General features: G+C 61.9%; 25 protein-coding genes. 15 read left to right on the forward strand and 10 right to left on the reverse strand.

Translation table 11 applies throughout. The annotated features are described in order from the left end of the window. Positions 1-25: 25 nt before the first annotated feature. Positions 26-802: a diguanylate cyclase gene (locus tag ACEOAC_RS11150; protein WP_413443894.1), complete on the forward strand. Its 777-nt coding sequence runs from the start codon at positions 26-28 to the stop codon at positions 800-802. 272 nt (positions 803-1,074) lie between these two features. Here the strand turns inward: ACEOAC_RS11150 and ACEOAC_RS11155 are convergent, their stop codons facing one another. The 3 genes from ACEOAC_RS11155 to ACEOAC_RS11165 form a co-directional block, all read right to left on the reverse strand. Next, a complete protein-coding gene (locus ACEOAC_RS11155; RefSeq protein WP_413443895.1) occupies positions 1,075-1,380 on the reverse strand; it encodes a DUF6966 domain-containing protein in 306 nt (101 codons plus the stop codon). Positions 1,381-1,543: 163 nt separating this feature from the next. Next, positions 1,544-1,939, reverse strand: a complete 396-nt coding sequence (locus ACEOAC_RS11160; protein ID WP_413443896.1) for a hypothetical protein — start codon at positions 1,937-1,939, stop codon at positions 1,544-1,546. A gap of 42 nt (positions 1,940-1,981) precedes the next feature. Continuing rightward, positions 1,982-2,980 (reverse strand): quinone oxidoreductase family protein, encoded by a 999-nt coding sequence (locus ACEOAC_RS11165; RefSeq protein WP_241811749.1) that lies wholly within the window; start codon positions 2,978-2,980, stop codon positions 1,982-1,984. A gap of 100 nt (positions 2,981-3,080) precedes the next feature. Here ACEOAC_RS11165 and ACEOAC_RS11170 point away from each other — a divergent pair, with 100 nt between their 5' ends. Continuing rightward, positions 3,081-3,950, forward strand: a complete 870-nt coding sequence (locus tag ACEOAC_RS11170) for a LysR family transcriptional regulator (RefSeq protein ID WP_413443897.1) — start codon at positions 3,081-3,083, stop codon at positions 3,948-3,950. Positions 3,951-4,400: 450 nt separating this feature from the next. Here ACEOAC_RS11170 and ACEOAC_RS11175 read toward each other — a convergent pair whose 3' ends face one another. Further along, on the reverse strand, positions 4,401-5,231 hold the full coding sequence (locus ACEOAC_RS11175; RefSeq protein WP_413443898.1) for a helix-turn-helix domain-containing protein: 831 nt from the start codon (positions 5,229-5,231) through the stop codon (positions 4,401-4,403). A gap of 42 nt (positions 5,232-5,273) precedes the next feature. On the opposite strand from ACEOAC_RS11175, the gene nfsB reads away from it, so the two are divergent. Beyond that, positions 5,274-5,927 (forward strand): oxygen-insensitive NAD(P)H nitroreductase, encoded by a 654-nt coding sequence (nfsB, locus tag ACEOAC_RS11180; protein WP_241811746.1) that lies wholly within the window; start codon positions 5,274-5,276, stop codon positions 5,925-5,927. Positions 5,928-6,247: 320 nt separating this feature from the next. Here the strand turns inward: nfsB and ACEOAC_RS11185 are convergent, their stop codons facing one another. Then, positions 6,248-7,042: an alpha/beta fold hydrolase gene (locus ACEOAC_RS11185; protein WP_241811745.1), complete on the reverse strand. Its 795-nt coding sequence runs from the start codon at positions 7,040-7,042 to the stop codon at positions 6,248-6,250. A 112-nt stretch (positions 7,043-7,154) separates the two neighbouring features. On the opposite strand from ACEOAC_RS11185, the gene ACEOAC_RS11190 reads away from it, so the two are divergent. Next, positions 7,155-8,099: a LysR family transcriptional regulator gene (locus ACEOAC_RS11190; RefSeq protein WP_077235225.1), complete on the forward strand. Its 945-nt coding sequence runs from the start codon at positions 7,155-7,157 to the stop codon at positions 8,097-8,099. Between the two features lie 62 nt (positions 8,100-8,161). On the opposite strand, the gene ACEOAC_RS11195 is transcribed toward ACEOAC_RS11190, so the two are convergent. Both ACEOAC_RS11195 and ACEOAC_RS11200 read right to left on the reverse strand, forming a co-directional pair. After that, positions 8,162-8,539: a glyoxalase superfamily protein gene (locus ACEOAC_RS11195; protein WP_413443899.1), complete on the reverse strand. Its 378-nt coding sequence runs from the start codon at positions 8,537-8,539 to the stop codon at positions 8,162-8,164. A gap of 285 nt (positions 8,540-8,824) precedes the next feature. Continuing rightward, entirely contained in the window at positions 8,825-9,295 is a 471-nt protein-coding gene (locus ACEOAC_RS11200) for an Lrp/AsnC family transcriptional regulator (RefSeq protein WP_413443900.1), read from the reverse strand. Between the two features lie 93 nt (positions 9,296-9,388). On the opposite strand from ACEOAC_RS11200, the gene ACEOAC_RS11205 reads away from it, so the two are divergent. After that, positions 9,389-9,964: an RBBP9/YdeN family alpha/beta hydrolase gene (locus ACEOAC_RS11205; RefSeq protein ID WP_413443901.1), complete on the forward strand. Its 576-nt coding sequence runs from the start codon at positions 9,389-9,391 to the stop codon at positions 9,962-9,964. Positions 9,965-10,015: 51 nt separating this feature from the next. Here ACEOAC_RS11205 and ACEOAC_RS11210 read toward each other — a convergent pair whose 3' ends face one another. Both ACEOAC_RS11210 and ACEOAC_RS11215 read right to left on the reverse strand, forming a co-directional pair. Then, positions 10,016-10,516: a cupin domain-containing protein gene (locus tag ACEOAC_RS11210; protein WP_413443902.1), complete on the reverse strand. Its 501-nt coding sequence runs from the start codon at positions 10,514-10,516 to the stop codon at positions 10,016-10,018. A gap of 96 nt (positions 10,517-10,612) precedes the next feature. After that, positions 10,613-11,353, reverse strand: a complete 741-nt coding sequence (locus ACEOAC_RS11215; protein WP_413443903.1) for an SDR family NAD(P)-dependent oxidoreductase — start codon at positions 11,351-11,353, stop codon at positions 10,613-10,615. A 339-nt stretch (positions 11,354-11,692) separates the two neighbouring features. On the opposite strand from ACEOAC_RS11215, the gene ACEOAC_RS11220 reads away from it, so the two are divergent. After that, positions 11,693-14,455, forward strand: a complete 2,763-nt coding sequence (locus ACEOAC_RS11220) for an AAA domain-containing protein (protein ID WP_413443904.1) — start codon at positions 11,693-11,695, stop codon at positions 14,453-14,455. On the opposite strand, the gene ACEOAC_RS11225 is transcribed toward ACEOAC_RS11220, so the two are convergent. Continuing rightward, complete coding sequence (locus ACEOAC_RS11225) at positions 14,418-15,812, reverse strand: PLP-dependent aminotransferase family protein (RefSeq protein ID WP_180669746.1); 1,395 nt, start codon at positions 15,810-15,812, stop codon at positions 14,418-14,420. The genes ACEOAC_RS11220 and ACEOAC_RS11225 overlap by 38 nt on opposite strands. Positions 15,813-16,290: 478 nt before the next feature. On the opposite strand from ACEOAC_RS11225, the gene ACEOAC_RS11230 reads away from it, so the two are divergent. The 9 genes from ACEOAC_RS11230 to ACEOAC_RS11270 are packed head-to-tail and all read left to right on the forward strand — an operon-like array spanning position 16,291 to position 25,378. Then, positions 16,291-16,773 (forward strand): MSMEG_0572/Sll0783 family nitrogen starvation response protein, encoded by a 483-nt coding sequence (locus tag ACEOAC_RS11230; protein WP_006463016.1) that lies wholly within the window; start codon positions 16,291-16,293, stop codon positions 16,771-16,773. Between the two features lie 15 nt (positions 16,774-16,788). Next, positions 16,789-17,871 (forward strand): Nit6803 family nitrilase, encoded by a 1,083-nt coding sequence (locus ACEOAC_RS11235; protein WP_241811737.1) that lies wholly within the window; start codon positions 16,789-16,791, stop codon positions 17,869-17,871. Continuing rightward, complete coding sequence (locus ACEOAC_RS11240) at positions 17,828-18,910, forward strand: MSMEG_0568 family radical SAM protein (RefSeq protein WP_241811848.1); 1,083 nt, start codon at positions 17,828-17,830, stop codon at positions 18,908-18,910. Before ACEOAC_RS11235 ends, ACEOAC_RS11240 begins: the two co-directional genes overlap by 44 nt. 2 nt (positions 18,911-18,912) lie before the next feature. Continuing rightward, positions 18,913-19,485 (forward strand): MSMEG_0567/Sll0786 family nitrogen starvation N-acetyltransferase, encoded by a 573-nt coding sequence (locus ACEOAC_RS11245; protein ID WP_413628846.1) that lies wholly within the window; start codon positions 18,913-18,915, stop codon positions 19,483-19,485. Further along, on the forward strand, positions 19,482-20,495 hold the full coding sequence (locus tag ACEOAC_RS11250) for a sll0787 family AIR synthase-like protein (RefSeq protein ID WP_413445327.1): 1,014 nt from the start codon (positions 19,482-19,484) through the stop codon (positions 20,493-20,495). Before ACEOAC_RS11245 ends, ACEOAC_RS11250 begins: the two co-directional genes overlap by 4 nt. Before the next feature lie 44 nt (positions 20,496-20,539). After that, entirely contained in the window at positions 20,540-21,715 is a 1,176-nt protein-coding gene (locus ACEOAC_RS11255) for an MSMEG_0565 family glycosyltransferase (protein WP_241811735.1), read from the forward strand. Next, positions 21,708-21,995, forward strand: a complete 288-nt coding sequence (locus tag ACEOAC_RS11260) for an MSMEG_0570 family nitrogen starvation response protein (protein ID WP_006463022.1) — start codon at positions 21,708-21,710, stop codon at positions 21,993-21,995. The genes ACEOAC_RS11255 and ACEOAC_RS11260 overlap by 8 nt, the downstream gene beginning before the upstream one ends. A gap of 39 nt (positions 21,996-22,034) precedes the next feature. Next, a complete protein-coding gene (locus ACEOAC_RS11265; RefSeq protein WP_241811734.1) occupies positions 22,035-23,336 on the forward strand; it encodes an MSMEG_0569 family flavin-dependent oxidoreductase in 1,302 nt (433 codons plus the stop codon). Positions 23,337-23,353: 17 nt separating this feature from the next. Beyond that, entirely contained in the window at positions 23,354-25,378 is a 2,025-nt protein-coding gene (locus ACEOAC_RS11270; protein WP_413628847.1) for an AMP-binding protein, read from the forward strand. The last annotated feature ends 50 nt before the right edge of the window (positions 25,379-25,428 follow it).

Here is a 25,428-nt window from a genome sequence, read left to right on the forward strand (position 1 = left end):
ATCTCGGCGAGCCGCCGATGAAGGTATGGCGGTCATTCGGGAGATGCTCGGCAAACGGCGACAGGCTGAGCAGGAGGGCAAGGAGGATGAATCCATCGCCTTCGAGGTACAGCATCGCTGCAAGGACGGGCGGCTGCTATGGGGCGAGCTGCATTCCAGACCTGTGCGCGACGCCGACGGCACCATCATTGGTTACCACGGTATCACCCGCGAGACCACCGAACGCCGGCAACTCGAAGAGCAGGTGCGTGAACTGGCATTTTATGCCCCGCTGACTCACCTGCCAAACCGCCGCCTGCTGAGCGGTCGCCTGAATCAATCCATCGCGGCCAGCCAGCGCAACAATTGCCACTACGCCTTGCTGGTGCTGGATCTGGATAATTTCAAGCCGCTAAATGATGTGCACGGCCATTTGGTGGGCGATCTGTTGTTGATCGAAGCCGCACTTCGCTTGAGGGGTATCGTCCGCGAAGTCGACACGGTAGGTCGCTTTGGCGGTGATGAGTTTGTGGTGTTACTAAGCGACCTTGATGCGAACCTGGCAAAAGCGACAGCGCAAGCAAGGACGGTTGCCGAAAAAATTGGCGCCAGCCTGTCAGCTCCCTATGTGCTTAGCGTGGAGCATGCGAGCCAGGAACCTGAGACGGTGACGCATCTGTGCTCTGCCAGCATCGGCGTGGTGCTCTACTTGGGAGCGCTAGCCACACCGGAAGATATTTTCAAATGGGCTGATGCTGCCATGTACCAGGCCAAGGCGGCCGGTCGCAATGCGATCCGGTTTTATGACCACGGGGCGTTGTAGAAAACGGGATTGAGGGAGCAAGGTAACGACAGGCTGGTTCTACAGTTCACAGCGTAGTTGGCGGCTAACGGTGTTCTTGCAGAAGCCAAGCCGCCTGGCGATCTCCCTTGGCGATATCGGGTCACTCAGGTGCCCGCGCCAGATGATTTCTAGTGATGCCACGTCGAGCACTCCAGTCACCTGCCTGATTGCCAAGCGGGTGATACGCACTCAAGTTTTAATCGCAGCGAAGCTTTTGCTCATTGAAGACCGCTTCTGGCCGATTGCGGCCTCTAGAACTCTTCTGATTTCAGTTTGCTAGCAAGCGAATAAACGTCCTGCCGCAATGCTGAAAATTGTTCGTTTTCGGGAAGAGGTACATGCAAAACAGCACCATCTTGATACTGAAAGACCAAGTCGTTCAGGCTCCCCATACCGCCGAACGCCGATAGTAAATGCTCTATCCCATAAAAATCCAAACGATTGATATGGTCTGCATCATTTGCGAGCCAATCTGCCCAGCGCGATTCACGGTGGGCGCGCAGCAACTTCTCTGCTTCGCGAAGCTTCTGCACAAGTGCTTCAATATCAGGGTGCATGTTTCTCATTGTTTTTCGATTTCATGAATGGCTGTTTCTGGCTTAAAGGAGAACTTAAGCATGAAGCTCGTGATACACCTCTCCGAACTCAGGTCGGGAGTCTAGCTGATCAATGGCTTGTCGTATTGCGTCATCACGCGAGGCTCGCGCCTTCATACGGCGCTCAAGATTCCAAGGTAAGGATCATGTACCTGAGAAAGATAGCCGCGGTCAGCGCAGCCAGGAAAAATCCGGATCCCAGCACCTGGGCACGATTCATTGTTGAATGGCATATCAGTTCGATTAATCCCATCATCAGGATCGAGAGTAAAAAAAGCCTGCGTTTGCCGAGTGCGCTGAGATTCTCGCGTGGAATCTCGAAGGAAACATAGGTCATCGCAAACACACCTACCACACCACCGGCGGCCTCGAATGTCTTCATCAGGCTGATGTCATTTCCACGTGTGAGCATGCCTTCATTTGCATGCGCGAAGACATACAGGATCACAATGAGCCAAAGCCATCCTCCAATAAAATCGGCACGAAGAAAGACCTTCGGTCTTTTATCAGACGGGATCATGATGAAATGAAAAACCTGGATCGCATCCTGATGCCGGGGTTCTCAATCGTCTGCAATCTTCAAAATCGGCTTGCCGATTTGCTTTCGCTCCTCTATCAGCGCGTGCGCTTGCTCCACATTGTCAAAGGTGTAGCAACCATTCATGTGGATATTCAGCCATCCATCCTGGAGCGCCGCAAACACATCGTCGGCACGCCGTTGTACAGTCTCCCGGTCCGACATGTGATCGGCCAGTCGTGGCCTGGTCAGGAACAGCGAGCCGGCTTCGCCCAGTTCGATCGGATCCAAATCTTTCAGCGAACCGGAGACGTTGCCGTAATTCACGATGAGCCCATGCCTTTTACATGCGAGAAAGCTCTGGCGCAAGGTCGCCTTGCCGATCGGATCCAGCACAACGTCAACGCCCTTGCCGCAGGTGGCATCGCGCACTTGATCTGCAAAATCATTCAGGGTGCTGTCAAAGGCGTAGTCCGCGCCTCGCTGGAGCGCGACTTGCCGTTTTTCTTCGCTGCCTGCCGTCACGAAAACCGTGGCGCCGCGCCGCTTGGCCATTTGCACCAGTAATTGCCCGATGCTTCCGGAGGCGGCGTGGATAAGGCAGGAACTGTCCTGGTTCAGACGGGCGATGTCTTCCATCAGGTAATGCGCCGTTGCTCCTTGAAACATGGATGCCGCCGCCAGGGCATAGGAAATCCCGTCGGGAATGTGCGCTACCAGATGCTGCGGCACGGCGATGTATTCCGCATAGCTGCCCCAGGCGATGCACCACGCGACACGATCGCCGATGGCAAAGCCGCGCACGTTCGCGCCAACGTCAATGACTTCACCGGCGCCTTCCATGCCCAGCGTGCAAGGCAGGCGCACCGGGTAAGTCTGCGAGTTGGCGTACTTCCCCTGGCGCGTGTGGACATCCATGAAGTTGATACCGGCGCAGACGAGCCGGATCAATATGTCGTCCGCTCCCGCTTTGGGCATAGGGAAGTCATCGTGCTTGAGCAACACTTCCGGCCCGCCGTATTGTTCGATGGTGATGGCTTTCAATTCGTTTCTCCCTTAAAAGAAGTCTTTTCAGGATGGTAAAACGATCGCCATTGATAGAAAATTCCCTAATTAATCACACAGTCCGTGAAAATATTAACCCATGATAGATTGGCAAGATTTGCAGGTGCTGACACTGCTGGCCCGAAATGGCTCACTTTCTGCGGCAGCCCGTGAGCTCGGCGTCGAGCATGCGACGATCGGGCGGCGCATCGATTCGCTGGAGAAAAACCTGGGCCTGCGCCTGGTCGATAGGCTTCCACGGAGCCGTCCGCTGACCAAGGACGGCCTAGCCGTGGCGGCATTGGCGCAGAACATGGCGCAGCAGGCCGCATTGATTGAGCAGCGATCGCGCATGGCATCGGCTGGATTGGCTGGAGTAGTGCGCGTCAGTGTGCCGCCGTCACTCGCGCGCGCCTGCATTGCGCCAAAGATTGCCAGGTTGAATGCCTCGCATCCGGATCTGCAGTTGGTGCTGCTGCCCGGGACGGCATTGGCCGCCCTCAACAAGGGGGAAGCTGATGTCGCCATACGCTCGGTGCGGCCAGAAGACGACGGGCTCATTCGCAAACGTATCGGGGCTGTTCGCTTCGGACTCTATGGCACGGCAAAATTCAGCCGGCATCCGCCTGAGGACTGGACGTTCATTTCCTATGATCAGTCGCTGGATCATCTTCCGCAGCAAATGTGGTTGCATCGCATCCGCTCGGGGCGCCGGATTGCATTCTTCGCCAGCGACTTGCTGACCCAGCAGATCGCGGCGAGCAACCACATTGGGGCGGTAGTGCTGCCTACTATTATTGGCGAGCGCGATGCAGTCCTGATCCAGCTCCCGACGAACGAAGCTCCACCCGTCAGGGATATCTGGCTGACGGCTTATCCTGGGGTAAAGCGAAGCCCGGTGGTGAACGCGGTCATTGATTTCTTGATAGCTTGTGTTGAGGAGGAGCCGCTGCTAGCTGATCGTACATGACGGACGGTTTATATTGAACGAGAAATTCGCTTTGTTATGTTGGTCAATCCGTGACGCTTTGGTGTCATCAGATCAAGTGACAAATCCGGAACATGAGATTGGCAGGAGCCGGGTGTCTGTTTTCGGCCGCAAGCGGAACATCTAATTGTAATTTGGCAAAGCAAGCTGTACAGCCTGAACGCAGGATGTGACAAGTGCCGCAGAACTTGCCGGAAGCTTCTGAGGTGTTTTGCCCCCCCCTAAGACCTCCCCAAGTTCCCCGAGACATTCAGTCCCGCTGGTCCCAGCTACCATGGCGTCATAAATCTCGCGGGCTTCTTTTTTCCGCCGAAGGAGTGAAAACTCCTTTGCCAATTGCCGGAAGCAGTCATATCCGTCGTTATCCGCCATATTTTATCTTCGAACATTCGGATTTAAGCAGTTTCATAATAAGTCTGCTTCTTGCCGAAATTACGAGACTGGTTTATGAAGAAATTGCATGTAGCGCTTGGGGGGCAGGCCGACCAGCCGTGTAAATAAGGTTGTGAAGCTGCTCGTGCTTCTGTACCCAAGTTCCAAGGCAGTTTGAGTAATCGAACGTTGCCGTGCGAGTCTATCAATGGCGTTGATGATCTTCAGATAGTCGCGCCAACGAGTGAAAGACATGCCTGTTTCAGTGACGAACAAACGCGCTAGCGTCCGACCGCTGGTATGCACTTTGTGTGCCAGCTCATCGAGGGTGACGTTCTCGCCTGGAGCGGACCGCAGAATCGCAGTGGCCTGCTGTAAGCGCCGGTCACGACCGTGCGGCAAGTAAAGTTTGGGACCCGATTGAGGCAAAGCTATTTGCATCACAACTAAGCGCGCTACTAGATTGATCGCCTCCGATTGTGACTCTACACGCTGCAGACGCAGCGCCTCGAACGCCAAGGCCCTAAGAAAGTCGGTCGCTACTACGGAGACACAATTGCCAGGCAGGGAGGATGTCAGCCCATTAGACAGGCGCAAGTGAATGAGTGAAGAAGATTCGCTATAGCGGGCGCTATGAGGCAGCTGAGGCGGTATCCATATCGCCATCCCGGGCGGCACAACCCGCCATCCGTCGTCACTCGTCACGGCTAGGGTCCCACGAAAGACAACCGAGATTTGCCCACAGTCGTGGTGGTGCTCCGCAACCTGCATTCCGGCTCCGTGCTCGATGGCAAAGGCGGCAATGTCTGAATCAACAATGGCTGCTGGCGGGTGCATTTTGGCAGTTTCGCGAAAGAATGATGATGAAGTTTCTCCAATAATACAGTGCATTGCCTACGATAACGGCCATTCAGACAACGGAAAAGGAAAAACATGGATATCGTCACCGCCGCCAAGAAACGCTACAGCACCAAAGCTTACGACCCTACCCGCCGCGTCCCCGAAGAAACCATGCAGCGCATCTATGAAGTGCTGCACTCATCCCCTTCGTCGGTGAATTCACAGCCCTGGCACTTCATCGTTGCCAGCACGTCGCAAGGCAAGGCGCGGTTGATCAAAGGCTTACATGGTAGCTACAGCAACAACGAAGCAAAGGTCCGCGATGCCTCGCACGTGATCTTGTTCTGCACCCGCATTGATGTCGACGGCAGCTATTTGGACTGTGTATTGCAGCAGGAAGAACGCGATGGCCGCTTCGCCGACGACAACGCCAGGAGAGGCGCGGCGCAGGTTCGCCTGAACTTCACCAACCGCCACCGTTTCTCAACGAAAGACCTGCCACAGTGGTATGAAAAACAGGTCTACATCGCCCTCGGTAACGCCATGCTGGCGTCCGCAGCGCTGGGTGTAGACAGCACCCCAATGGAAGGTTTTGACTCGGCCGCCTTGGACGCGGAACTCAGTTTGAATGAAAAGGGCCTGTCCAGCCTGGTGCTACTAAGCCTCGGCTATCACGCCGATAGCGACTTCAACGCCAAGCTGCCGAAGTCGCGCTTGCCGCGAGAGCATGTCTTCACTTTCCTATGAGCGCGGTAAGGCTATTTTCACAAGATGACCCTCTACCGCCGATAGGGGGACGTGATGCGCGATGCCTTTCATCGGCCACGCCATCTGGCTATCTCGCAACATATTGGCCCGAAGCGGGCAGCAGGAGCGGCAACGGCCTCACGGCCATCATGCCTCGCCCGAAGGCGGGAGTCGTTATGTGTCTCCCCTCGCGCCCTAAAACATCTGGTGAAAAATCCACAGTGCTTTGATTTGAAAAGACTCTTCGGTGCATCAGCGCGACACCTGCGGCGGGCTGCATGTTGGTGCGTTGATTGCGACGTTTGGTCCGCGCCCGTCGCTTAGTGCCGCTTCGTCTTCGCCAGCGCGTCAATGAAGCCCTCGATCTGCTGCGCCACCGCCTCCGGATCTTCCAGCGGCGACAGATGGCCTACGCCAGGCAGGATGTGCAGCTTGGCCTGGGGAATGCGCGGCAAAAGCTCTGCCTGCAGCGTCGCGACCCGGTCCACCTGATCGTGCTCGCCAGAAATAACGAGCGTGGGCACCTCGATGGCGGCCACCTCCGTGGCGATGTTCTCCGCCATCGCTACGTTGGGCCAGGCGTGCTTGGCCTGAGGCGCAGCCCGCAGGCTGTCCTCGATGACCTGGGCGCGGCGGGCCGCCGTCAGCGGTTGTGCCGTCAGCACATGATCGATCACGAACTCCACCGATTCGCGCGTCTGGTAGGCACCTACCAACATGGCGCGCTGTTCGGCGGAAAGCAGCATGGGCGAGGGCGGGGACGGTGCCACCAGAATCAGCCCCTCGAGTCCGTGCGGCCGGCGCGAGGCCACCAGCTGTGCCACCTTGCCGCCCATGGAGTGGCCGACCAGCACATAGCGCTGCAGTCCCAGTGCGGCAATGACGCCCTCGGCATCGGCGGCCAGGTCGGCAATCCGGTAGCCGTCAGCAGGCGCATCAGAGCGGCCCCAGCCGCGATGGTCAGTGGCGACGATGCGGTAGCGGGGCGCCATTTGCGCGGCCACCGCATCCCAGGTGCGCGACGAGCCGCCGTAGTAGTGCAGAAACACCAGCGCCAGTTCGCCGCTGCCCTGCTGGGCCACATGGATGCGTGTTCCGTTGGTTTCGATATGCATTTCTCTGCTCCTTGGTGATGGGGAGACTCCACGATAGATTAGATTGCCAAAAGTTATAATCGCCAATTTGTTAGCGGTAGTCGATACCAGCATGATCGAATAAGGGAGCGGCATGGACAAACTGATGAGCCTGAATGTCTTCGTGGCAGCGGTAGAGGAAGGCAGTTTTGCCGGGGCGGCGCGGCGCTTCGCGCTATCGCCGGCGATGGCGGGCAAGCACGTCAGCCAGATCGAGAAGGAGCTTGGCGCCCGTCTGTTTCAACGCACGACGCGCCGCCTGAGCCTCACCGATGTGGGCCGGAGGTATTACGAACGTTGCCGCCAGATCCTCGCGGCATTCGATGAGGCGAACCGCGAAGTGACTGTTGCGCAAGGGAGCGCAAGCGGCATGCTTCGCTTGGCGGTGCCGCTGACCTTCGGCGCGATGCATCTGGGCCCGGTCGTGGCGCGCTATCTTGCGGATCACTCGGAGGTCAACGTCGAGGTCGTACTCGGCGACCGCTATGTCGATCTGATCGATGCAGGTGTAGACGTGGCGATCCGCATCGGAAAGCTCGACGATCCCGCACTGGTCACACGCCGCCTGGCACCCTGCCGCATGATCGCCTGTGCCTCCCCCGGCTTCATCGCGCAGCATGGCCTGCCGGCCACGCCTCAAGCCTTGTCGCGCCTGCCGCGGCTTGCCTTCAGTGACGCAGTCTCCGCCGGCGACTGGACATTCATCGATGCAGCGGGACAAGCGCATCGCCTCGACGGTCCCTGCCGCGTGACGGCGAACAATATGCAGATGCTCCTGGCTTGCGTGCTGGCGGGCGCGGGAGTGGGCTACGGGCCGGCCTTCGTTTTCGGTGAGCACATCAGGCAGGGGCGCCTGCTTGCATTGCTGCCAGACTACCGGACCACCGCATTGACCATCCAGGCCGTCTATCCGAGCGCGCGAGGAATTCCGCTCAAGGTCCGCCGCTTTGTCGATTATCTTGCCGAGGAGTTCGGTGATCATCCGCCGTGGGAGATCCAGGACACCGCGACGCCCCCCGGCAACGCATCGCAGAATTAATGTGAACAGGCCCTGGATCGATTGGAATCAGCTTGACGTCCGCTTCTGGCCGATAGCTGCCGTCAATTGCTCTCGGCGTCAGTAGTGAAGACGATTCGATTACCAAATGGGTCCAGAATCGACATATCTCGGCTGCCCCAGGGAGTTGCCTCCACCTCCGGGAAATATCCCATGTATGGACGGCCTTTCAGTTCGCGGTAGAGCTCGTCCACGTTCCCTACCGGGATGCGCAACGCAGATCCCGGGCAGGCATCCCCATGATGCTCCGATAGATGCAGAATGCAGCTCTCCCGGGAAATCTGCAGATATAGGGGCAGATGCTTGTCAAAACGATGTTGCCAATCAATTTTGAAATTTAGCCACTCAACGTAAAAGGACAGTGCCTTCGCCTCGTCGAAAATCCTGAGTATTGGTATCGGTGAATGAATTCTGTTTGTCATATCTTCAATGGATTGAGAGCTTAATTTGCTTACACAGACAACGGGATTCCCACTCTGTCCACTCTTGGCCGAATTCGGCCGTTGGGCTCAGCAGAGCAGGGTGCCGCGCTGAAAAGTCAAGAACGGTCACGACCGTCCAAAACTTTCCGACAGCAGCCTGACGCGTACCTCTAAGCTGCCGGTTTGCAACCGCTTTGTTTGAATACTCTTTCGGTCGAGAGCGTGGGCGACGATCTACTGGTGACCAGGATCGTAGTCACCACAGACCTTCATCGTAAAGGTGATTCAAGCCCTTGGAACGATCGCTTTCGACGGGTAACTTGCCAGAATTACTGACGTGGTAACTGGCCCAAACCGCGCCAGCGCATCGATAGCAGCTTCCAGCTGCGCCATCTCTTCAACGACGACACGCACAATGAAGCAATCTTCCCCAGTTATGCGGTGTGCTTCAATAATCTCCGGCATCGCTTCGAAGGCCAACAAGCAGCGCTTGATCTCCGCGTGGGAGGTACGAATCCGCACCATTGCGGAGATATTGTGGCCCACCAAGCCCGGATTTATTCTTGCCGTGTAGCCTTCAATTACACCTCGGTCTTCCAATTTCCTGATGCGGGCGGTGATGGCTGGTTGAGATAGACCAATCTGCTTTCCCAGCTCTGTATTGCTCATGCGCGCATCGTGTTGAAGGGCCTCCAAGATGCGCCAGTCCAGGCGGTCTAATGCCTCCGCTTTAATTTCATTTGTCGAGTCTATCATCTTCCGTCAATTCATCGGTTCAGTGCCGTCAATTCATTCGAATGCCGATGTTGCCTTAGTTCGGGTCTCAATACAATGAGCACTGTTTCATCAATGGAGATTTCGCAAATGCATCATTCCGTCCTTGTGGTTCCTGGCATCGGCAACTCTGGCCCCTCGCACTGGCAGAGCCTATGGCAGTCTTCGTATCCGGATTGGCGGCGCCTCATCGTCGAAAATTGGGACAAAGTGGAACGTGACGACTGGGTATCTGCCCTGGAGCGACAACTTGTCAATGCTCCTGCAAACACCCTGCTGGTTGCACATAGCCTGGGATGTCTAGCGGTGGCACATTGGGCTGCACATTCGGAAAAGAAGATTGGCGGCGCCTTGCTGGTTGCCGTTCCCGATCCAGCGGCGCCTTCATTTCCGCGTGGAGCGGCGCATGGATTCGCACCTATACCTCTGGTGCCATTAAGGTTTCCGTCAGTCGTCGTCTGTAGCACGGACGATCCCTACGGCAGCGTGGACCACGGCCGAGAATGCGCCAATGCCTGGGGCAGCGAATTCGTCGAGGTTGGAGCGAAGGGGCACCTCAATGCGGAAAGCAAGCTAGGTGCCTGGCCGGAAGGGCTGGATTTGCTCGCAAGAATGTCCATGTCCACCGATCGCGGCCTAGAGACCCTATAGTCAATATGCGCATTGTTGAAAGAAAACTCCAATCGCATTGCCAAGCGACCGTCACTTCCGTGCTAAACGTTTGATCAGTTCCTGGTGCAGCGGCCAATCTTCCAGCAGCAACTCTGCCTGGGCGATTTCAAACGCATCAAATTCGAAGCCTGGCGCCACCGTGCAGCCCATCAGACTGTGACCGTCTTGAACCGTACACTCCGCCGCAAACCAGGCGCCTGCCGGGACCAGCGCCTGGAAATCGGCACCGTCATGCTCCAGCGGATTACCCAGGCGGAAAGTCTGAAGCGCCCCGTGCGGCTGCAGGACGTGGACGTGCAGAGGATCACCTTCATAGAAGTGCCACATCTCTTCTGAATCGATCCGATGCCAGGTTGACCTATCCTCGCCACCGAGAAGGTAATAGATCGCGGTCGCCGCCGAGCGCGGCGAACCGCCCGCCGAGCGTTCCACACGCTCCTGGCTGCGATGGGTCTCGCGATAGAAGCCCCCCTCCGGATGCGGTTGAAGGTCCAGATGGGAAATCAATTCTTCGAAGCGGTGTCGAGACATTTTTCAGTGTGATGGAAAGGTGGAGGGGGGGTATGCGCCCTGATGCTTCCAGTTCTTGACGCGCTCTCGCACTCGCAGATCTGGTGTGAACAGGGCCTAGGTTAGATTCAATCCGCCATCCGATAGCAGGATTTCACCGGTGAGATAGTCCGATGCAACCAACATCGCAACGGCTTGGGCGATGTCTTCCGGACGGGCAGATCGGCGCATCGGCGAGCGCTCCTTCCAGATTTGCTGCGCCTGGGTCCAGTCTGCGGTCAGTGGCGTATCGACCAATCCCGGGGCGACAGCATTTACTCGGATGTCGGGCGCAAGTGAAACAGCGAGTAGCCGGGTCATATGATTCAAAGCCGCCTTGGTCGCTGAATATGGAATCGATGCGCCCTTCGGGCGGACGCCCGCATGTGAACTGATGTTGACTATGCAGCCGGGTCGACCGAAGCGTGTCGAATCACGCAAGGCCGATTCAGCCTCAGCGATCAAACGAAAAGGAGCAACCACGTTCACTTCATACAGCTCATGCCACACATCGGGCGTTGCGGCCGCCAAATCCTGGTGCGAAATAACACGGCTGATTCCTGCGTTATTAACCAGGACATCCAGCCGCCCCCAGGATGCTATCGCTTCGCGGATCAGTCGCACCCTGTCGTCATCATTAGCCAGATCAGCTTGCACATAGATGGCCGATCCGAGTTCGAGTGCTAGTCGTTGTCCGGCCTCTACCGAATCGCGCGAGTGCAATACGATTGAATATCCTTCTTTTGCGAGCCGGCGGGCAATTGCCACACCGATGCCAGAAGTTGAGCCTGTGATAAGTGCGACGGGAGCCTGTGACATCGTGGGAGCCTATACGGTTGGGTGCATAACAAGTTGATAAACGTTCGTCTTACTTTGATGAAGGCCTGCTTCTGGCGATTGCGATCCTCATGAATGGCCGCTTCAGCCCTCCGCTGTCCCTCTGCCGCCCGCTGCAACACCAGCGGTGACGGCAGCGGCGCCTCCTTGGGCTTAGCGCCGATCATCTTGCAGCCGCAGGCCTGGCTGACAAGCCGGCATGCTGGTGGCATGATAACGCCTCTAATTTGCCGCAAGGCAAACATATTAATGACCTGCTGCCCGACATTGTCCTCCGATGGCGATGGCGTTGGTGGCAGCGGGCAAGCGCAGGGGGCGGCGATGTCAGCGGTAACCATCCATCTTCGGGGCGAAGACCGGACTGCACAAATCCATGACTGGAAGATTTACTGGAGCGACAAGCATCAGGCCTGGTTCCTGACCTGTTACTTCCATAGCACCAAATCCTTCAGCCTGCCGCTGGCCGAATGCCGCATCTCTCCGACCCGCGAGCTGGGCGGCGCCTTGCTCAACAAGGGCAAGGGAGGGGCGGCCAAGCGGGTGGAGCAGGCTACGCTCTATGGAAACAAGTATGTGATCGTCACCTATGCCGGTAACCGCAAGGGCTATCTGCATCGCCTGGATGACGTCAGCGTGGTGGCCGAGACCAAGCTCAAGCAAACGCCGGTCTTCCGCTATTTCCTGGCCGTTGCGCAGGCCCGGGGCGGGCAGGGCGGTGAGGCCTCGCCGGATCAGGACCGCATCGCCGATAACGTACTGCGCCAGCTTAACAAGCTGCCAGCCCATCCGGACAGCGCCTTGCAGGCCTATTGCAGTAGCGCGAATCGCAGCCGCGAACACTCCCGTCCATTGATCTTCCCCTTCGGCGTCAATGCCAGCCAGATCGAGGCGGTGGAGCAAGCCTTCCGTGCGCAGATCAGCGTGATCGAAGGTCCTCCCGGTACCGGCAAGACCCAGACCATCCTCAATATCGTTGCCAATATCCTGTTGCGGGACGAAACGGTCGCCATCCTCTCCAACAACAACTCGGCCGTGGATAACGTGGTCGAGAAGCTGCAGAAATCTGACCTGGATTATCTGGTGGCCAAACTCGGCAGCAAGGCAAAGCGTTCCGCATTCTTTGAATCCCCGCCTGCGGTGCCGTCGGAACCCCCATTGCCCGCACCCGCGCTGGAAGAAATTGACGCCGCCGTCATCCGCCTCAAGCAGTACCTGCACGCCCACAACCGCGCAGCCCAGCTCAAGGCCGAGATCCAGGAGTTGCAGGTCGAGCAGCGCTATCTGCAGCAGTGGCATGATGAAAACGACGTGCCAGCGGGGCCGGCACTGGAACGATACCGATTGACGCCCGCCCGCGCGGCCGATCTCATGGCCTACCTGTCGCATCTGGGGCAGCGGCCGATCGGACTGCGCGAACGGTTCAGCCTGCTGTTGCGCTTCGGCATCGTCCGCGCCGGTCCCTTCGCTGCCGGCGCCCAGCGCGCACACAGCTTCCATGCCCTGCAGGCCCACTTCTACCAGCGCCAGTTGCAAGAGAAGGCGAGCGAGCTGGCGGCCTGCCTGGCGACCTTGAAAGAGGGGAGCTTCGATGCCTCGCTGGAGCAGGTGCGCCAGGATTCAATGCTCTGCCTGAAGCAACATCTGTACAGTCGCCAGCCCGATGCACGCACCTTCGAGATCGATACCTATCAGGCAGACTTCGGCGATTTTCTGGCACGCTATCCGATCATTGCCAGCAGTACCCATTCCATCATCAATTCGCTGGCCGAGGGCGCCATGCTGGACTACGTCATCATCGACGAGGCGTCCCAGCAGGACATCCTGCCCGGCATCCTGGGCCTGGGCTGTGCGCGCAACCTGATCGTCGTCGGTGACCGCCGCCAGTTGCCGCATATTCCGGTGGAGCTGGGCAAGCCGGCGCCGTCGCCGGCCTATGACTGCGAGCGGCTGAGCCTGCTCGATTCGGTGATGGCGGTCTTCGGGGATGCGCTGCCGCGTACCTTGCTGAAGGAACATTACCGCTGCCATCCGCGCATCATCCAGTTCTGCAACCAGCAGTTCTATGACAATGCCCTGATCCCGATGACGCCCGACGACGGCAGCGAGCCGCTGCGCCTGATCGTCACGGCCAAGGGCAATCACATGCGCACGACCACCAATCTGAGAGAAATCGAATCCCTGCTGGCAGTGCTGGATGAGGCCGGTGAGCGCAGCGGTGTGGATGCCCAGGGCCGTGGCTTCATCGCGCCTTTCCGGGCACAGGTGAAGCTGGCCGGTGCGCAACTGCCGTCGGATTTCGTCAGCGATACCGTGCACAAATTCCAGGGCAGGGAATGCGAGGAAATGGTCTTCTCGACCGTGCTGGACAAGAAGCGCAGCAGCCAGTCGATGTCCGGCTTCGTCGATGCGGCGCAGATGGTCAATGTCGCCGTGTCACGGGCCAAGCGGAGATTCACCCTGGTGACCGGCGATGAGGTCTTCGCCCAGCGCAATGGGCCGGTGGCCGCACTGATCCGCTATATCGAATACTACGCAGACCAGGCGCAAGTGCGGCGCGCGCCGGTGGTGTCCGCCTTCGACCTGCTGTACCAGGAATACGACCGCTCACTGGCCAGGCTGGCCGCCAGCTTGCGCAGCAGCGATTCGCACTTCCGGTCGGAGCAGATCGTGACGCAGCTGCTGCGAGAACTGCTGGCAAGCACGCGCTTTGCCGGCTTGCGCTTCCATTGCCAGGTCCGCCTGCAGCAGCTGGCGTCTGCCCGCAATCCCGCCATGACACCGCGCGAGCTTGAATTCATGGCACAACAGGCCAGTTGTGACTTCGTGATCTATTTCAAGGTCGGCAAGCAACCGCTGGGCGTGATCGAAGTGGACGGGGGCTTGCACCATGGCCAGCAACAGGGCGAACGTGACGCGCTCAAGAACAGCATCCTGCGCAAGAGCGGTATCGATCTGCTGCGCCTGCAGACCATCGATAGTGATATCGAGGCCAGGCTGGGCAGGTTCCTCGCGCAGTGGGTGGATGCCGAGGCGGCTACCGGCGAAACTACACCACCGCCGGCCGCGCCAGCGGCGCTTCATTGAGCGCATCGCGGATGACCTCCAGCGCGTGCTGGATATCGTGGCGGTTGGCCACGCCGCCGATACAGACCCGTACTGCCTGTTCCGGCGCGGCCCCTACGGCAAAGGCGTCGCTGGCCACCACGCCGATGCCGGAGGAGCGCATCTGGGCGGCGAAGCTGGCGGCCTGCCAGCCGCCGCGCAGCTTGATCCAGAGATGGAAGGCCTCGGCTTCGGAGGCGTAGCTGTGCGGGGGCAGGATACGGGCCGCGATCTTCTGGCGGGCCATGGATTCCTTGCGGATGTTGGCCAGCGCCAGGTCGGCCACGCCATCGCGTATCCAGTGCGTGGCCAGGGTCGAGGTGATGGGCGAGGCCATCACCGTGGTGGCCCGTAGCGAGGCGGTGAGGCGTGCCGCCGAGTGGGTGTCCGGCGCCACCATGTAGGCGATGCGCAAACCGGCGCCCACGCTCTTGGCCAGGCCGGTGACGTAGAAGGTCAGTTCACTGCCCAGGCTGGCAATGGCCGGCGGGGTCGAGCGCGGCAGGAAGCCATAGGCGTCGTCCTCGATGATGGCGACTTCGTAGTGGCGGGCGATATCCACCAGCGCCTGGCGCCGTGACAGCGAGGTGGTGCAGGTGGTGGGGTTCAACAGCGTCGGATTGCAGTACAGGGCCTTGGGCGCGTATTGCGCGCAGGCGCCGGCAAAGGCGACGGCGTCGATGCCTTCGTTGTCCATCGGCAAGCCCACCAGCTTGATGCCCAGTTGCCCGGCCAGGGCACGCAGGCCAGGGTAGGTCACGTCTTCACAGCACAGCACGCCACCGGGGCCGACCAGCATGGTCAGGATCGCCAGCAACGCGCATTGCGCGCCGGGGGTGACCAGCACCCGTTCCGGTTCCACCACCAGCCCGCGCCGGCGCAGCCACAGGGCGCCGGCCTCGCGGTCTTCGGGCGAGCCGCCGAAGTCCTGGTAACGCATCAGGTCGCGCAGCCTGCCGTTGACCTTGCTCCATCCTGCCTGCATCAGTTCCACCAGTTCCGGCGACTCCGGCTCGGGCGGCATGTTCATGGACATGTCCACGTTGGGCCGTCCCTCGGTCACGCGGGGGATGCGCGGGCGCCGCTTGCCGCAGACAAAGGTGCCGCGTCCCACCACCGAATCGACCAGTCCGCGCCGGTGCGCTTCTGTATACGCCCGGGCCACCGTGGTGAAGTCCAGGTCCAGCGCTTCGGCCAGCTTGCGCTGCGGCGGCAGGCGCTGCTCGGCCTGCAGGTGGCCGGTGGCGACATCCTCGGCGATGGCATTGGCGATGGCCAGATAGAGCGGGCCGCTGCCCTTCTTCAGTTTGGGGACCCACATGGTGCTGTTCTTCGGCATGACGATTCCTTGGTCGGCGTTCCTGGGGGCTCCCGATCCTTTCCGATCTCTCCTGAGCTTGCCCGGATTCAATATTGACTGCATCGGCAGGCGTCATTGAATGCAATTTGTATTCCATCCAATGCAGCCCCCAGGCGGCTCTCGCTGCACCGCCTTGTGTCATCGGAGACGGCGTGCCTGCACCAAGGTAAAACACGTCGCTACTCCAGAGTGCGTGCGGGTTTGCGCGATTGTATGGAGCGATTGAATGGATTGCTGCACGGGCGCTGAAAAGCCCGTCGGGAAGGTCCCCCCGGGAAGCCGCGAGCGTGCTGGAAGCCGGATCGGCGGCCAGCGATTGACGGGATTTTCATGCAGTCAATTCACGCATTGACGGGGCATTGTTGGCACGCGTGATGCATTCAATGCCAGCGTCGCGGCAACGTCGCCGGACCACTTCCACAAGTGACCACCCACAGCAATCAAGAGGAGTCTCACCATGCCCGCAGTCACCAAAGCAGCCCACGCCCCCGGCGATTTCCTGGTGGATTATGAAGAGAAGGTATTCGAAGACGTCAAAGCCCAGCCGGGTGAAAAAGCGCTGGTGACCTTCCATACCGTGGCCTTCGAAGGTTCGATCGGTTTCGTCAACCTGTTGCAGGCCACGCGTCTGAAGCGCAAGGGTTTCGAAACCTCCATCCTGCTGTACGGCCCGGGTGTGACGCTGGGCGTGCAGCGTGGCTTCCCCACCCTGGGCGATGAAGCCTTCCCCGGCCACCAGAACTTCAACAAGCAGATCGTCAAGTTCATGGAAGAGGGCGGCAAGGTCTATGCCTGCCGCTTCGCCCTGCAGGCTCTGTACGGCCACGGCGAGCCCTCGCTGATCCCGGGCATCCGTCCGATCAACCCGCTGGATGTGCTGGACCTGGTGTTGCTGCATCGTCGCGACAACGCCTTCATCCTCGACACCTGGACCCTGTAAGCGGAAGGGCGGCCCATGAGCATCAACAAGAGAACGGTACGGGCGGCGGCGGTGCAGATCGCGCCCGACCTCGATAGTGCCGACGGCACCGTGGCCAAGGTCTGCCAGGCCATCGCCGACGCCGCTGCGCAAGGCGCGCAGCTGGTGGTGTTTCCGGAAACCTTCGTTCCTTACTATCCGTACTTTTCGTTCGTGCGGCCGCCCTTTGCGTCCGGGCCTGAGCACCTGCTGCTCTACGAGCGCGCCGTCGAGGTGCCGGGTCCGGTCACCCAGGCCGTGTCGGCTGCGGCACGCCAGCATGGCACGGTGGTCGTGCTGGGTGTCAATGAACGCGACCACGGCACGCTCTACAACACGCAACTGGTGTTCGATGCCGATGGCGAGCTGGTCCTGAAACGCCGCAAGATCACGCCGACCTATCACGAGCGCATGATCTGGGGCCAGGGCGACGCCAGCGGCCTGAAGGTCGTGCCCACTGCCGTGGGGCGCCTGGGTGCGCTGGCCTGCTGGGAACACTACAACCCGCTGGCACGCTACAGCCTGATGGCGCAGCACGAGGAAATCCACTGCGCGCAATTCCCCGGCTCCATGGTCGGCCAGATCTTTGCCGACCAGATGGAAGTCACCATCCGTCATCACGCCCTGGAAGCGGGCTGCTTCGTCATCAATGCCACCGGCTGGCTGACCGATGAGCAGATCGCCGCCATCGAACCCGATCCCAAGGCGCAGAAGGCGCTGCGCGGCGGCTGCTGTACCGCCATCGTCTCGCCTGAGGGCAAGCTGCTGGCCGAGCCACTGCGCAGCGGCGAAGGCATCCTGGTGGCCGATCTCGATATGGAACTGGTCACCAAGCGCAAGCGCATGATGGATTCGGTGGGCCACTACGCGCGCCCGGAACTATTGCACCTGGTGATCGATGATCGCCGTACTTCCCCCATGTCTTCCCTGTTCCCGGCGGAACAGTCTTCTCCTGTCATCCCATCTTCCGCGAGGCCACATCATGCAGACAGCCGTCATCCAGTTGCATCCCCAGCGTTCGAGCCGCAAGGCGCCCATGGAACTGATCTCGGAGCTGCAATCCTTAGGGCTGCGTCTTGACGATCCCACTGCCGGCGCGCAAAGCCGGCGCGGCGGGGCAGGGCCGTCCGACCACAAGGCGGTGACGGTCGACGGCCATACCGTGATGATCCCGGTGCATACGGCCGGCTCCTGGTCCTCGCCCTATGTGGCCACGCAACCGGGCGCGGATGGCGCCTCGCGCATCCTGCGCGACGGCGTCGAGGTGGGGGTGGTGTCCTTCCCGCGCCAGCCGCGCTTCTACAAGATGCAGACCTTCGATGGCATCCCCTACGGCAAGATCGCCACGCTGCACGGCGCCGACGTGCTGGCCACTACCATCCTGCAAAGCTGCATCCGCTATGAGAGCCGGCGCAAGTCCTGCCAGTTCTGCGCCATCGGCCAGTCGCTGGCGGCCGGCCGCACCATCCTGCGCAAGACCCCCGAGCAACTGGGCGAGGTGGCGCGGGCCGCGGTGCTGCTGGATGGCGTCAAGCACATGGTGATGACCACCGGTACGCCCAACGCCACCGACCGTGGCGCGCAGATCCTGTGCGAGAGCGCTTTCGGCGTGAAGTCGGCGGTGAACCTGCCGATCCAGGGGCAGTGCGAGCCGCCCGATGACGATGCCTGGTTCCGCCGCATGCACGACGCCGGCATCGATACCCTGGGCATGCATCTGGAAGCGGTCACCCCCGAAGTGCGCAAGCGCATCATGCCGGGCAAGGCCAGCGTACCGGTGGAGCGCTATATGGACGCGTTCGCAGCCGCTGTCGATGTCTTTGGTCGCGGCCAGGTCAGCACCTACATCCTGGCCGGGCTGGGCGACAGCGACGAGGCCATCCTGGGCATGAGCGAGCGCCTGATCGCGCTGGGTGTCTATCCCTTCGTGGTGCCCTTCGTGCCGATCTCCGGCACGCCACTGGAAGACCATCCCTCGCCCGATGCCGCTGCCATGCGGCGCCTGTTGAGCCCGCTGGCCGACATGCTGGAAGCGGCCGGCATGCGCTCCGGCGACGCCAAGGCCGGTTGCGGCAAGTGCGGCGCCTGCTCCTCCCTGTCTTCGTTCGAAAGGAAGTGATCATGAGCGATGTGGTCGAGAAAGCTGTTGCCCCCGTCACTGCGCTGGCGCCGTCAGCCCCGGTAGTGCGCATCAAGCTGGCGTTGGACAAATGGGAGCGCGAGCAGGCGCGCCAGTTGCGCCGCGAAGTGTTCTGCGCCGAGCAGGGCGTGTTTCAGGACGACGATACCGACGCCATCGACGCCATCGCCATGCCCATCGTGGCTGTGATGGAGGCGCCCGATGGCAGCCGCAGCGTGGTCGGTACCGTGCGCATCCATGAATCCGCACCCGGCGTGTGGCACGGCTCGCGCCTGGCGGTGGCGCAGCATGCGCGGCGCATCGGCTCGGTCGGCAGCGGCCTGATCCGGCTGGCGGTCTGCACCGCCCATTCCCATGGCTGCCATACCTTCCTGGCCCAGGTGCAGAGCCAGAATGCGCCGCTGTTCCGGCGCCTGCACTGGCAGACCCTGGCCGAGATCGAGGTACACGGTCTGCCGCATCACCAGATGCAGGCCGACCTGGCCTTCTATCCGCCCATCAGCGACGGCGAGCGGGGTTTCCTGGCCGGCCAGCGCGAGGAGCGTGCAGCATGAATGCGCGAGACAGCGCGCCCACGCTGGCGCAGATCGTGACGACCCTGCGCGCCGCCCGTGGCATCGCGCACAAGCGCGATATCGATGCGGTGGTCCAGGTGCTGGACCCGGCGCCAGCGGTGCGGCATCAGGGCCACACCCTGGCCGTGGGCGACGACTGTGCCGCCATTCCCGATGGCGATGGCTATCTGCTGTTCGCCATCGAAGGTTTCATCAACGAATTCGTTGAACAGCAACCGTGGTTTGCCGGCTATTGCGGCGTGATGGTCAACGTCAGCGACATCTATGCCATGGGCGGCCGCCCGGTGGCGGTGGTCGATGCCCTGTGGAGCCGTGACGGCGATGCCGCGCGGCCGGTGCTGGAAGGACTGGCCGAGGGTGCGCGCGTGTATGGCGTGCCACTGGTGGGCGGGCATAGCAACCGGCGCAATGACCGCGAGCAGTTGTCGGTGTCCATCATCGGTCGCGCCCGGCGCCTGCTGACCAGCTTTGATGCCCGCAGCGGTGATCATCTGGTGGCCGTGATCGATCTGCGTGGCCGCTTCCAGGAACCCTATGCCTACTGGAACGCCAGTTCCGGCGCGCCTGCCGAACGCCTGCGCGCCGATCTGGAATTGCTGCCGGCCATCGCCGAGGACGGGCTGGCCAGTGCCGCCAAGGACATCAGCATGGCCGGTGTGATCGGTACCGCGCTGATGCTGCTGGAGTGCTCCGGCAAGGGCGCGCTGATCGATCTGGACGCCATTCCCTGCCCACCGGGTGTGGATTTCCAGCGCTGGCTGACGGCCTTCCCCAGTTATGGTTTCTTGCTCAGCGTGTCGGCGCCGGACCTGGAACAGGTACTGGGCCGCTTCGCCGCCCGTGGCCTGTCGGCCGCGTCCATCGGCCGCATCGATGACAGCCGCAAACTACGTCTGTCCATGCAGGGCCAGACGGAGACCTTCTGGGACCTGGCCGAAGAAGCCCTGATCGGCTGCGGCCCGGTGCGTGCCGGGCAGGGTGGTGTGTGATGACGCGACCAGTCTCGGCCCTGATGCGGCCCCTGCGGATCGCCATGCTGACTCATTCGGTCAATCCCCGGGGTGGCGTGGTGCATGCCCTGCAACTGGCCGAGAGCCTGCAGGCACTGGGACAGGAGACCACGCTGTTCGCGCCCGATGCCCGTGGACGCGGGCTGTTCCGCGAAGCCGCCTGTGGTTTTCATCCCGTGCCGGGGTCGGTGCACTGCGCCGACGTGGTGGACATGGTGCGCCAGCGTATCGACGACTATCTGCGCTGCTTCGAACAGCCCGGCATGGACCGCTTCGATCTCTACCACGCCCAGGATTCGATCAGTGCCAACGCCTTGGCCACGCTGGTTGCCCGTGGCGTGATCCCGGGCTATGTGCGCACCGTGCATCACCTGGACCAGTTCGACGACCTGCGGCTGCACGCCTGGCAGGAACGCGGCTATCGCGCCGCTGACCGTCTGCTGTGCGTGAGCCGCACCTGGCAGGACATCCTGGCCCGCGAGCATGGGGTGCGGGCCGAGCTGGTCTCCAATGGCGTCGATCTGCAGCGCTACACCGCTACACCTGCGGTGCAGGCAGCCCAGCGCGACCCACTGCTGCGCCAGGAACTGGGGCTGGATGGCGCACCGGTGCTGCTGGCGGTGGGCGGGGTGGAACCGCGCAAGAACACCTTGGGCATCCTGCGTGCCTTCCTGCGGCTGCGGCGCGTCTATCCGCAGGCGCAACTGGTGATTGCCGGTGGCGCCAGCGTGCTGGACCACGCCGACTACCAGCGCAGTTTCCAGGATGAACTGCAGGCAGCCGATCTGCCGCCGGGCGCGCTGCGCATCCTCGGCCAGGTGCCGGACGCCGACATGCCGGCCCTGTTTCGCTGTGCCGATGCGCTGGTGTTTCCCTCGCTCAAGGAAGGCTTCGGCCTGGTGGTGCTGGAAGCCATGGCCAGCGGCGTGCCGGCGGTGGTCTCGCGCATCGCCCCCTTTACCGAATATCTGGACGGCGGTTGCTGCGCCTGGGTCGATCCCCAGGACCCAGCCTCGATTGCCGCCGGCATTGCGCATGCGCTTGATCCGGCCGGCCGCGCCGCGATGGTGGCCGCTGGCCAGGCGATCTGCGCGCGATTTTCCTGGTCGCGCTCGGCGCGACGCCATCTTGAGCTTTACCACGATTACCTGGGCCAGCGCGCCCCATCTGCAACACGCCAAGAGGAACACCATGCCTGAAATGCACTTTCGCGTCCGCTGGCCGGACGATACCGTCAGCGACTGCTATTCGCCCTCGCTGGTGGTCAAGGAACACCTGCAAGCCGGTAGCCGTTATCGGCTGGCCGATTTCGTCGAGCGTAGCGCCACTGCGCTCAACATCGGCAGCGAGCGCGTGCGCGAGAAATACGGCTTCGCCTGCTCATCGGCCATGGACCAGCTGCGCCGTATCGAAGAGACCGCCGCCCGTTTCGAGGGCCAGGCCGACGCCGAGGTGGTGGTCGAAGCCTTCCTGCCCTGATCTGCTCATCCAACCCGACAACATCCCACGAGGAACATCATGTCCATTGCAAGCCAAGGCGCAGTGCGCCATCACAGTGTCATCATCATCGGCGGCGGCCAGGCCGGGCTGTCCATCAGCTGGTACCTCAAGCAAGCCGGGGTCGATCATCTGGTGCTGGAAAAGCACCAGGTCGGCCACGCCTGGCGCAACGAGCGCTGGGATACCTTCTGCCTGGTGACCCCCAACTGGCAATGCAACCTGCCGGGTTACCCGTATCGCGGCAACGATCCTTTCGGCTTCATGAAGAAGGATGAGATCGTCGAGTACCTGGACGGCTTCGTCGCCAGTTTCCAGCCGCCGGTGCGTGAAGGCGTGAGCGTGAACAAGCTGTGGCGCGAGGACGGGCTGTGGCGCATCACCGCCAGCGATGGCGCCTATTCGGCTGATCAGGTGGTGGTGGCGGTGGGTGGCTATCACATCCCGGTGGTGCCGCGTGCGGCCGAGCGCCTGCCGGCCGATATCGTGCAGATCCACTCCAGCCAGTATCTCAATCCGCAATCGCTGCCGGAGGGCGAGGTGCTGGTGGTGGGCACCGGCCAGTCCGGTTGCCAGATCGCCGAAGACCTGCACCTGGCCGGCCGTCGCGTGCACCTGGGCGTGGGCGACGCGCCCCGCGTGGCGCGCACCTACCGGGGCAAGGATGTAGTGGAGTGGCTGGACAAGATGAAGTATTACGACCTGCCGGTGGACAAGCATCCGCTGGGCACGGGCGTACGCGAAAAAACCAACCACTACGTCACCGGCCGCGATGGCGGGCGCGATATCGACCTGCGCAAGTTCGCCCTGGAAGGCATGCAGCTCTATGGCAAGTTCGAGAGTCTGGCGGGCGAGGTGGCGCACTTCGGCGGCGGCGTGAAGGGTTACCTGGACGAGGCCGACGCCGTCTCCGAGAGCATCAAGGACAGTATCGACCGCTTCATCGACGCCAACGGCATCGAGGCGCCGACCGAAGCCCGCTATGTGCCGGTCTGGCAGCCGCCTTCGGATACGGCACGGGCGCTGGACCTCCGCGCCTCGGGCATTTCGGCGGTGGTCTGGTGCATCGGCTTCCGTACCGATTTCAGCTGGATCAACGAACCCATCTTCGACGGCCGTGGCTACCCAGGTCACGAGCGTGGTGTGACGGCGGCTCCCGGCCTCTACTTCCTGGGCCTGCCGTGGCAATACACCTGGGGCTCGGGCCGCTTCTCCGGCATCGACCGCGATGCGCGCTACCTGTTCGACCACATCAGCGCCTTGCGTGCCGGGGCGACGTCGTCCACAGAATCGACACCATCGGCGCTGTCACAGGCCGCCTGAGCCCAAGGGAGTTTCCCATGCCGCAGCAAGCCGTACTTTCGCCCGTGGACGCTGCCAGTTCCGCCTATGGCCGCCTGATGCAGCGCTCGCAGCAGGACCCCGAGGGTTTCTGGCGCGAGCAGGCCGGCCGCATCAGCTGGCAGCGCGATTTCGATCAGGTTCTCGACGACAGCCGGGCGCCGTTTGCACGCTGGTTTGTCGGCGGGCTGACCAATCTCTGCCATAACGCCGTGGACCGCCATCTGCCGGCGCGGGCAGAGCAGGCGGCCCTGATCTGCATTTCTAACGAGATGCAGGGCGAGCCGAAGGCGCAGCAGGACGGCGGCCACGAGCGGGTATTGAGCTATCGCCAGCTGCATTGCGAGGTCAATGCGATGGCCGCCATCCTGCTGGAACGCGGGGTGCGGCGCGGTGACCGGGTGCTGGTATATCTGCCCATGGTGGCCGAGGCCGCCATCGCCATGCTGGCCTGCGCCCGCATTGGCGCGGTGCACGCGGTGGTGTTCGGCGGCTTCGCACCGGCCAGCCTGGCGAGCCGCATCGTCGATGCGCGCCCGGCGCTGGTGGTGTGTGCCGATGCCGGTTTCCAGAATGGCGTGGCGGTGGGCTACAAGACCTGGGTCGATCAGGCCCTGGAGATCGCCGGTCATGCCTGCCCGGTGCTGGTGGTGGATCGCGGCGTGTTGCCCTGGACGCGGGTGGTCGGGCGCGACCACGACTACGCGGCGCAGCGCGAACGCCATCTGCAGGCCGACGTGCCCTGTGTCTGGCTGGAATCGAACGAACCCAGCTATCTGCTCTACACCTCCGGCACCACCGGCCAGCCCAAGGGCGTGCAGCGCGATACCGGCGGCCACGCGGTGGCGCTGGCGACTTCGATGGACCTGTTGTTCCAGGCCCGGCCCGGGCAGACCCTGTTCACCACCTCCGACCTGGGATGGGTGGTCGGTCACAGCTATGGGTTGTATGGTCCTTTGCTGCTGGGCATGCGCAGCGTGCTCTATGAAGGTTCGCCGCTGCGGCCCGATGCCAGTGCATGGTGGCGGCTGGTGGAGCGGCATGGCGTGGATCTGATGCTGTCCTCGGCCACGGCGATGCGGCTGCTCAAGCGAGGCGGGCGCCGCGCCTTCCGTAGCGCCGACCTGTCGTCCTTGCGCTGCCTGTTCCTGGCCGGCGAACCGCTGGACGAACCGACCGCCGACTGGCTGGAAGAGGCGCTGGGCAAGCCCGTCATCGATCACTACTGGCAGACCGAGACCGGCTCGCCCATGATCGGCCTGCCGCTGACCGATCTCGATGGTCACACCCCGTTACGGCGCCAGCGGGGTTCACCGGGATTGCCGGCGGCCGGCTACCGGCTGGCCGTGCTGGAGGGGCAGGGAGGGCAGGGCAGTCAGCCCTGCGCCCCCGGTGACAAGGGTTTGCTGGTCGCCAGCGGCGTCTTGCCGCCCGGTTGCCTGACTACGCTGTGGCAGCGTGATGAACAATTCCTGAGCACCTACTGGCGGCGCGAGCAGGGCCAGTGGCGCTATGCCACCTTCGACGTGGCGGTGGCCGGGCCGGATGGTCATCTGCGCGTACTGGGCCGGGCCGACGACGTCATCAATGTGGCCGGCAAGCGCCTGGGCACGCGCGAGGTGGAGGAAGTCCTGCTGGCCGACGATGCCGTGGCCGAGGTGGCCGTGATCGGCATGCCGCATCGTCTGCGCGGGCAGGTGCCGATGGCGGTGGTGGTGCCGCGTGCCGGTATCCAATACCTGCCCAGCCTGCTGGAACACCGGCTGGGGGAAGCCGTGGTGTCGGCCATCGGTGCCTGGGCGCGGCCGCGTCGCATCGTGCTGGTGGAGAGCCTGCCGCGCACGCGCTCGGGCAAGGTCCTGCGCCGTCTGATGCGCGAGATGGTCAATGGCGAACTGCCGGCCGCCCCCAGCCCCCCGGAACTGGCGGCCTTGCACACGCTGCTGGCCGGCACGCCGCAGAAGTTGCCCGAAGCCGGCCTGCACCTCTCCGCGGGCGCGGAGGCAATGCCGCTACCAGCCTGAGCGCTTGCGCGAACGCAGGCGGGCGGCTATCGTGCTGGCTTGCACAACGG

Origin of the sequence: Herbaspirillum frisingense (genome assembly GCF_047325095.1) — a bacterium.
In the GTDB taxonomy this organism is placed as follows: Bacteria; Pseudomonadota; Gammaproteobacteria; order Burkholderiales; family Burkholderiaceae_D; genus Herbaspirillum; species Herbaspirillum frisingense.